At 70.4% G+C, this 9,092-nt stretch carries 5 protein-coding genes; 3 read left to right on the forward strand and 2 right to left on the reverse strand.

All coding sequences use genetic code 11. The features are described 5' to 3' along the window. Window positions 1-123: 123 nt before the first annotated feature. Window positions 124-4,632: a hybrid sensor histidine kinase/response regulator gene (locus tag ACZ6RT_RS28730; RefSeq protein WP_399196520.1), complete on the reverse strand. Its 4,509-nt coding sequence runs from the start codon at window positions 4,630-4,632 to the stop codon at window positions 124-126. Between the two features lie 242 nt (window positions 4,633-4,874). Here ACZ6RT_RS28730 and ACZ6RT_RS28735 point away from each other — a divergent pair, with 242 nt between their 5' ends. Then, entirely contained in the window at window positions 4,875-6,500 is a 1,626-nt protein-coding gene (locus ACZ6RT_RS28735) for a PucR family transcriptional regulator (RefSeq protein WP_470157159.1), read from the forward strand. 9 nt (window positions 6,501-6,509) lie between these two features. Next, the gene (locus ACZ6RT_RS28740) at window positions 6,510-6,905 is read left to right on the forward strand and encodes a cupin domain-containing protein (protein WP_470157160.1); all 396 of its coding nucleotides are present in this window, start codon (window positions 6,510-6,512) and stop codon (window positions 6,903-6,905) included. 76 nt (window positions 6,906-6,981) lie between these two features. Here the strand turns inward: ACZ6RT_RS28740 and ACZ6RT_RS28745 are convergent, their stop codons facing one another. Next, a complete protein-coding gene (locus ACZ6RT_RS28745; protein ID WP_470157161.1) occupies window positions 6,982-7,170 on the reverse strand; it encodes a hypothetical protein in 189 nt (62 codons plus the stop codon). 545 nt (window positions 7,171-7,715) lie between these two features. On the opposite strand from ACZ6RT_RS28745, the gene ACZ6RT_RS28750 reads away from it, so the two are divergent. Further along, window positions 7,716-8,915, forward strand: coding sequence for a phosphodiester glycosidase family protein (locus ACZ6RT_RS28750; RefSeq protein ID WP_470157162.1), 1,200 nt, complete (start codon window positions 7,716-7,718; stop codon window positions 8,913-8,915). Window positions 8,916-9,092: the final 177 nt, after the last annotated feature.

Raw genomic sequence — 9,092 nt, forward strand, 5'->3', positions numbered from 1 at the left:
ATAGAGTGGGGGAGGACGTTGGGCCCTTGTCCCCCCTCTCCTCCCCCCCCTTTCCCCCCCCCCCCCCCCGGGCCCCCCCCCCCCACCGACGGGTCGTCCCGTCCTGCGGCCGTCCGGGACGGGTCAGATCTCCAGCCACCGCTGGATGCGGCGGAGCAGCTCCTGGGCGTCGACGGGCTTGGTGACGTAGTCGCTGGCGCCCGCCTGCAGGGTCTTCTCCCGGTCGCCCTGCATTGCCTTGGCGGTCACCGCGATGATCGGCAGGTCCGCGAAGTCGGCCATCTTGCGGATGGCCGCGGTCGCGGCGTAGCCGTCCATCTCCGGCATCATGATGTCCATCAGGACCAGGTCGATGTCCTCGTTGCGCGACAGGATCTCGATGCCCTTGCGGCCGTTCTCCGCGTACAGGACCTGCATGCCGTGCAGTTCCAGGATGTTGGTCAGCGCGAAGACGTTGCGGACGTCGTCGTCGATGACCAGGACCTTCCTGTCCACCAGCACCGTGTCCACCTGCTCCACCGGCTGGGGCCGCTCGTCGGGGCTGGGCTGCACCAGGGGCAGCACGTCACCCGGCTCGGGCGCCGACAGGTGCAGGGTGATGCGCTCGCGCAGCTCGTCCAGGCTGGGCAGGCGCTCCAGCGGCTGGGTGTTGGACCGGCCCTTGAGCAGGTTCTCCTGCGGCCGGGTGAGCGTGCGGGTGTGGTGGGCGAGCACCGGCAGCTCGCGCAGGACCGGATCGTCGTCCAGCATGCGCAGGAAGTCGGCCGCCGCGTCCTGGCGCATGCCCAGGTCCAGCACGATGCAGTGGTGGGTGTCGGTGTTCAGCATCTCCATCGCGGCGACGGGGTCGTTGGCCGCGGAGACCTGCACCGGCCCGTGCGTCTCGGGCAGGTCGGCCACGACGCTCTCGGCGAGCTGGGACAGCAGCCCGTTGGGCCGCGACTCCAGGACCAGCAGGCGCCGCCCCTCGGTGACGGGGAACCGCTCCACCACCGGGGCCGGCACCGCCACGGGCTCGGCGACGGCCGCGATGACCGTCCCCCGGCCGGCCGCCTGACCGGTGCCGCCGGGGGTGAGCTCGGCGATCGGCAGGCAGAGGCTGAAGGTGCTGCCGGCCCCCAGCGTGCTGACCGCGCGGATCTCGCCGTTGAAGAGGGCGGCGATCTCCCGGCTGATGGACAGTCCCAGCCCGGTGCCGCCGTACTTGCGGCTGGTGGTGCCGTCGGCCTGCTGGAAGGCGTCGAAGATCTGCGAGAGGTTCTCCTCGGCGATGCCGATGCCGGTGTCCACCACCCGGAAGGCGAGCGCCTCCTGGTCGGGCACCCCGGCCAGCTCCATCGGCCCCACCCGCTCGATGCGCAGCTCGACCGAGCCCCGCTCGGTGAACTTCACCGCGTTGGAGAGCAGGTTGCGCAGCACCTGCCGAAGCCGCTGCTCGTCCATCAGCAGCTCCTCGGGGACGTCGGGGGAGACCACGACGTCGAACCGGAGCCCCTTCTCGGTGGTCAGCGGGCGGAAGGTCGCCTCGACGTAGTCCAGCAGCTGCCGCAGCGGCAGCGGTTCGAGGCTGATGTTCATCTTGCCCGCCTCGATCTTCGACAGGTCGAGGATGTCGTTGATCAGCTGGAGCAGGTCGGTGCCGGCCGAGTGGATGACGTTGGCGTACTCCACCTGCTTGGCGGTGAGGTTGCGCGCCGGGTTCTGCGCCAGCAGCTGGGCCAGGATGAGCAGCGAGTTGAGCGGGGTGCGCAGCTCATGGCTCATGTTGGCCAGGAACTCGCTCTTGTACTTGGAGGCCAGCGCGAGCTGCTTGGCACGGTCCTCCAGCTCCTGGCGGGCCTGCTCGATCTCGCTGTTCTTGGTCTCGATGTCGTGGTTCTGCCGGGCCAGCAGCTCGGCCTTCTCCTCCAGCTCGGCGTTGGAGCGCTGCAGCTCCTCCTGCCCGACCTGCAGCTCGGTCGCCAGCCGCTGCGACTCGGTGAGCAGCGCGTCGGTACGGGCGTTGGCGACGATGGTGTTGACGTTGACGCCGATGGTCTCCACCAGCTGCTCCAGGAAGGCCCGGTGCACCTGGGTGAAGCGGTTGAGGCTGGCCAGCTCGATCACGCCGAGCACCTGGTCCTCGACGATGATCGGCAGCACGATCAGGTTGACCGGGTCGGCCGCCCCCAGGCTGGAGGAGATGGTGAGGTAGCCGGGGGCGATGTCCTCGACCAGGATGGGCCGCTTGGCGACCGCGGCCTGCCCCACCAGGGAGTCGCCGAAGAAGTGCCTGCGGGCGGTGTCCCGGTGCCCGTAGGAGCCGACGACCCGCAGCTGCGAGCCGTCCGGCTTCTCCTCGGCCAGCAGGAACGTCCCGTGCTGGGCGTAGACCAGCGGCGCCAGCTCGTTCATCACCAGCTCGGCCACGACCGCGAGGTCGCGGTGTCCCTGCATCAGGCCGGAGATGCGGGCCAGGTTCGACTTGAGCCAGTCCTGCTCCTGGTTGGCCAGGGTGGTCTCGCGGAGCGACTTCACCATGGAGTTGATGTTGTCCTTGAGCTCGGCCACCTCGCCCGAGGCGTCGACGGTGATCGACCGGGTCAGGTCGCCCGAGGTCACCGCGCTGGTCACCTCGGCGATGGCCCGCACCTGGCGGGTCAGGTTGCCGGCCAGCTCGTTGACGTTCTCGGTCAGCCGCTTCCAGGTGCCCGAGACGCCCTCGACCTCGGCCTGGCCGCCCAGCCGTCCCTCGCTGCCGACCTCGCGCGCCACCCGGGTGACCTCGGCGGCGAACGACGACAGCTGGTCCACCATCGTGTTGATGGTGGTCTTGAGCTCCAGGATCTCGCCCCGGGCGTCCACGTCGATCTTCTTGGTCAGGTCGCCCTGCGCGACCGCCGTGGTGACCTGCGCGATGTTGCGCACCTGGTTGGTCAGGTTGTTGGCCATCGAGTTGACGTTGTCGGTGAGGTCCTTCCAGGTGCCCGCCACGTTGGGCACGCGCGCCTGGCCGCCCAGCTCGCCCTCGGTGCCCACCTCGCGCGCCACCCGGGTCACCTCGTCGGCGAACGCGCTCAGCGTGTCGACCATGGTGTTGATGGTCTGGGCGAGTGCGGCGACCTCGCCCTTGGCCTCCACGGTGATCTTCTGCGACAGGTCGCCCCGGGCCACGGCCGTGGTGACCTGCGCGATGCTGCGCACCTGGCTGGTCAGGTTGTTGGCCATCGAGTTGACGTTGTCGGTGAGGTCCTTCCAGGTGCCCGAGACCCCCCGCACGGTGGCCTGGCCGCCGAGGTTGCCCTCGGTGCCCACCTCGCGCGCCACCCGGGTGACCTCGTCGGCGAAGGCCGAGAGCTGGTCGACCATCGTGTTGATGGTCTCCTTCAGCTCCATGATCTCGCCCCGGGCGTCCACCCGGATCTTCTGCGACAGGTCGCCCTTGGCCACGGCCGTGGTGACCTGCGCGATGCTGCGCACCTGGGCGGTGAGGTTGTCGGCCATGACGTTCACCGACTCGGTCAGCGCCTTCCAGGTGCCCGAGACGCCCTTGACGTCGGCCTGGCCGCCCAGCCGTCCGTCGGTGCCCACCTCGCGCGCGACCCTGGTGACCTCGTCGGCGAACGACGACAGCTGGTCCACCATCGTGTTCAGCGTGTTCTTCAGCTCCAGGATCTCGCCCCGCGCCGAGACCGTGATCTTCTGCGACAGGTCGCCGCGGGCGACGGCGGTGGCCACCTGCGAGATGTTGCGGACCTGGTCGGTGAGGTTGCCCGCCATGTAGTTGACCGAGTCGGTGAGGTCGCGCCAGGTGCCCGAGACGCCCTTGACGTCGGCCTGGCCGCCCAGCCGTCCGTCGGTGCCCACCTCGCGGGCCACCCTGGTGACCTCGTCGGCGAACGACGACAGCTGGTCCACCATCGTGTTGATGGTGTTCTTCAGCTCCAGGATCTCGCCCCGGGCGTCCACGGTGATCTTCTGCGACAGGTCGCCCTTGGCGACGGCCGTGGTGACCTGCGCGATGCTGCGCACCTGGTCGGTCAGGTTGCCCGCCATGAAGTTGACCGAGTCGGTGAGGTCGCGCCAGGTGCCGGCGACCCCGGTCACCTCGGCCTGGCCGCCCAGCCTGCCCTCGGTGCCCACCTCGCGCGCGACCCTGGTGACCTCGTCGGCGAACGACGACAGCTGGTCCACCATCGTGTTCAGCGTGTTCTTCAGCTCCAGGATCTCACCGCGGACGTCCACGGTGATCTTCTGCGACAGGTCGCCGGTGGCCACCGCCGTGGCGACCTGCGCGATGTCGCGCACCTGGTCGGTGAGGTTGCCCGCCATGGCGTTCACCGAGTCGGTGAGGTCCTTCCAGGTGCCCGAGACGCCCGGCACCTCGGCCTGACCGCCCAGCTGTCCCTCGGTGCCCACCTCGCGGGCCACCCGGGTCACCTCGGAGGTGAACAGGGAGAGCTGGTCCACCATGCCGTTGAACACGGTGGCGATCTCCTGCAGCAGCCCGTCACCGTCCTCGGGCAGGTGGGTGCCGAAGTCACCGTCGCGCACCGCCGTCAGCCCGGCCAGGAGCTGGCGGAGATCGAGCTCTTCCACCCCCGCCGCGCCCGTGACGGCCTTGCCCCGTCCCGCGCCGGCCGTCTCAACCATGTTCACATCGCGCCTCTCGGCCAGAAAAAGGTGAGGTAATCCTATGGCCATGGGTCCGGAACGCTCCTGGGCGGCCCGGCCGCGTCCCGCCGCCTCGACGGGCCACAGGGGTCCCGGCCGGGGCGGCCCCCGAGCCGCCTGGCGCGAGGCCGCGGGCCGCCGTGGGAGAGGGAGAAGGCTTCTGGACACCCTGTAAGGCGGGGTCAGCCCGTACTTACATGTTGATCGGATACGCTCGACGGGTGCTCCCTACCGTCGCCGACGTCCTCGCCCTGGACACCGTCCGCCGGGGCGATCCGCGGGTGGTGGCGGGGACCGACCGGCTGGACAGCCGGGTGCGCTGGGTGCACGTGGGCGAGGTGACCGACATCGCGCACCTGCTGCGCGGCGGCGAGCTGGTGCTCACCACCGGCATAGCCCTGCCCGACGATCCGGTCAGGCTGACCGAGTACATCGCCGAACTGGTCGCGGTGGGCGCCTCGGGCCTGATCGTGGAGCTGGGCCGCAAGTTCATCGGGGAGCTGCCCCGCGCCGTGGTCGCCGCCGCCGAGGAACGCGGCCTGCCCCTGATCACCCTGGCCAGGGAGACGCCGTTCGTGCAGATCACCGAGTCCGTGCACGCCCGGATCATCGACGTCCAGCTGGAGGAGCTGCGCGCCTCCGAGCAGCTGCACGAGGTCTTCACCCAGCTCTCGGTCGAGGGCGCCTCCCCGGCGAAGGTGCTCGGCCAGGTCGCCCGGCTCTCCGGCCACCCTGCCCTGCTGGAGAACCTCACCCACCAGGTCCTGGCGTGCGAGACCGCGGGACGCGACCCCGGAACCCTGCTCGCCGGGTGGGAGAGCCGTTCCCGCACCGTCTCCCCCGGCGCGCGCACCGCCTACGACGCCGCCTCCGGCTGGCTGGTGACGATGGTGGGCGCCCGGGGCCAGGACTGGGGACGGCTGATCCTGCTCTGCGACGCCGAGCCCGGCCCGCGCGACATCGTGCTCGCCGAGCGCGCCGCGACCACCCTCGCCCTGAGCCGCCTGCTGGAGCGCCACCAGGAGTCCCTGGAACGCCGCGCGCACGGCACGATCATCACCGGCATCCTGACCCACGCGTACGCCGACCCCGAGGAGGCCGCGGCCCGCGCCCGCGCGGTCGGCGTCCCGCTCACCGGCCGCAACCTCGTCAGCGCGGTGCTCCGCCTGACCGAACCGGCCGACGGCCCGCTGAACGGCCAGGAACAGCTGGCCCGGCTCGGCGAGCTGGCCGACGCGGTCGCGGCCGCCTGCCGCGAGGCCCGCCTGCCCGCGCTGATCGGCGCCCTGGACCAGAACCGGGTCGGCCTGCTGCTCCCGCTGCCGCCGCGCGTCCCCGCCGAGTCCGCGCTGACGACGCTGTCCGAGAAGCTGGGCGCGGCCTTCACGACCCCCTTCGTGCTCGCCGCGGGCTCCGTGGTCGAGTCGGTACGCGACGTGCGGCGCAGTTTCCTGGAGGCCGAACAGGTCGCCGACGTGGCCGTCGGGCGGCCCGACGGGCGCGCCTTCTACCGGCTGCCCGACCTCCGGCTGAGAGGGCTGCTCCACCTGCTCCGCGACGACGCCCGGCTGCAGACCTTCGCCGAGCGCGAGCTCGGCCCCCTGCTCGCCCACGACGCCCAGCGCGGCGGCGACCTCGCCGGGATCCTCCGCGTGTACCTCGACGCGGGCCGCAACAAGGCCGTCGCGGCGCAGCGGGCCCACCTGTCACGGCCCGCCTTCTACGACCGCCTCCGCAGGTTGGAGCGCGTCCTCGACACCGATCTGGACGATGTCGAGTCCTGTCTCTCCCTCCATGTCGCCCTGCTGGCACTGGAGTCCATCCGGAGAGACGATCCCCGCCCCTGAAAGGTCCCCATGCCCGAGATCTTCGTTCCCGAGGCCGCCGATCTGGCCCGGATGCTCACCGCCGCCGGGGCGTTCTCCGTACCGGCCGGCGACGTACGGCTCTCCCCCGACGAGCTGGAGCCCGGTCAAATCCTCGCGGGCTCCCCGCGGCTCTCCTCGATCGAGCTGTGGTCCTCACCCGACGGGAGGCAGAGCCGGGGCATCCGTGAGCTCACCGTGGGCACCGTGATCGACGTGGAACGTGACAATCTCGTGGTGGTCCTCGCCGGACGCGCCACCCTGGAGGTCGACGGCGGCGCCGTCCTGGAACTCGTCCCGGGGTCGGTCTGCCTGCTCGCCGAGGGGGCCAAGACCGTCTGGATCGTCCACGAGACGCTGCGCGTGGTGTACCACCGCGTGAACTGACGCGGCCCGTCCGGCCTGGCGCGCCTGCCGGACGCCGTGTCCGGCACGGCGCCGGGCACGGCGTCCGGCGCCGTGTTCACGCCGGCGCCCTCGGTGCCTTCGCACCCCGGGTCCCGGGAGCGCCCGCCGTGCCGTGCTCCGGTTCCCGCGCGGCGTCGTCCACGCAGACGTGGAGATCCCAGCGGCGCGGGCGTGTCAGGACCGCGCCGAGGATGAGCCCGAGGACCAGGCTCGCGATGATCACGATGAGAATGCTCAGCCCCATGACGGCTGCCTCTCGGAAGATGTGCCGCTCGCTCTGAGGAAATGCGGCCTACCGCACCGTAGCGCCGCATTCTCCCGCCCGCGGTGAAACGACCGAGGGCTAATCCTTATTGACCAGGGGATCCGTCCGGCCCGTTCCGTGAGGACCCGCCCGTTCAGCGCGTCCGTGACCAGGGTGATCCGGCACACTTTCTCGTGATGTTTAGCGTGTTTCGCTCCCCTTAACCCGTAAATCTCGGCACGATGGTGCACGAAGTCGGAGACCAATGGGGAGAGATATACATGTCGCGACGTCTTGTCGCCGGATTCACGGTGCTGGCGCTCACGGCCACGGCGATTCCCGCCGCGGCCGAGCAGGTGAGTTCGGGGTTTCCCTCCTCGGCTTTTCCCCTGGGTGTGAGCACGGCCACGGCGAAGAAGGAATACAGTGTGGCACGGGGAATTACCCTTTTTAGTGTGAAACACGGCAAATCCACCCAAGGATGGACAGTCTCCGCACTTATGCCTAATGGGCACGATAGTGGTCGCCTTGACACCGCCCAGACGGTGGCCGAGGCGGTGGAGGCCGCCGGGTTCACCCCCAGCATCCTGAAGATCGTCCAGCCCGCCGCCGCGGACGCTCCCGCCGTGGAGCGATACATGGTGCGGATCGGCCTGTGGTCGTTCGGCCAGCGCGCCAAGGCCGACAAGACGGTGAAGGAGCTCAAGGAGCAGGGCATCCGGGCCAAGACCGACTACCTCGGGGACGACGGCGCCGAGACCACCGGCCCCTGGGACATGCGCGTACTGATGGTCGACCCCAGGAGGTTCCGGGGCTCGTACAGGACCAGCGTCGGCAAGAGCGTGGCCAAGCGCGAGACCACCAGCTCGATGTCGAAGCTGAACGGTGCCATCGCCGGGGTCAACGGCGGCTTCTTCAACATCCACACGGCCAAGGCGCTCCAGGGCGACCCTGTCGGCGTCTCCGTGGTGGGCGGCCGGCTGCTCAGCGAGGCCGTCCCCGGACGGAGCGCACTGGTCATCACCGAGGGCCGCAAGGCACGGATCACCGAGCTGGAGACCGTCGTCACCGCGGTCTCCTCGGACGGCACCAAGACACAGGTCAAGGGCATCAACCGGGCCGCCGGACCCGAGGAGCTGGTCCTCTACACCGAGGAGTTCGGCGGCAAGACGGCGGCCGACGGCGGCATCGAGGCCGTCATCGACTCCCAGGGCATGGTCGTCAAGCTCCGGCAGGCCGGCGGCATCGTCGCGCGGGGCACGTCCGTCCTGCACGGCACCGGTCTCATGGCCGTCTGGCTCCAGGAGCACGCCGTGGGCACCGGGATGAAGGTGGACACCAAGGTGATCGACATGCGGACGCGCCGGGCCGTCCCCCTCACCCCCACGACCTATGCCATGGGTGGCGGGGTGGGACTGGTCAGGAACGGCCGGGTACGGATCACCGCCGCGGCCGACGGGCACGCCTCGGTCAACATGATGCTCCGGCGCCACCCGCGCACGATGGTGGGCGTCAGCAAGTCCGGAGGGCTGATCCTGGCCACGGTCGACGGACGCAACCCCGGAGTCTCGGTGGGCGCCTCCATGGTGGAGGGAGCCCACCTGATGCGCTGGCTGGGCGCCAGGCAGGCCATCAACCTCGACGGCGGCGGGTCCAGCGTGATGGTGGTCGGACACAAGGCCGTCAACCGCCCCTCGGACGGCGCGGAGCGCACCGTGGGCGACGGTCTCTTCATCACGCCCTGACGCTTCGCGAGACTCTGATGTTCTGAGGAAACTTTGATGTTCTGAGGAAGCTCTGATCGTCTGAGGAAGAGGGGTTCACGCGATCACGGGGCGGGGGGGGGGGGGGGGGGGGGGGGGGGGGGTGGGGGAGGGGGGGGGGGGGGGGGGGTTGTTGTGGGTGGGTTGATCTCTACCCGA

It is taken from the genome of Streptosporangium sp. NPDC050148, assembly GCF_055586505.1.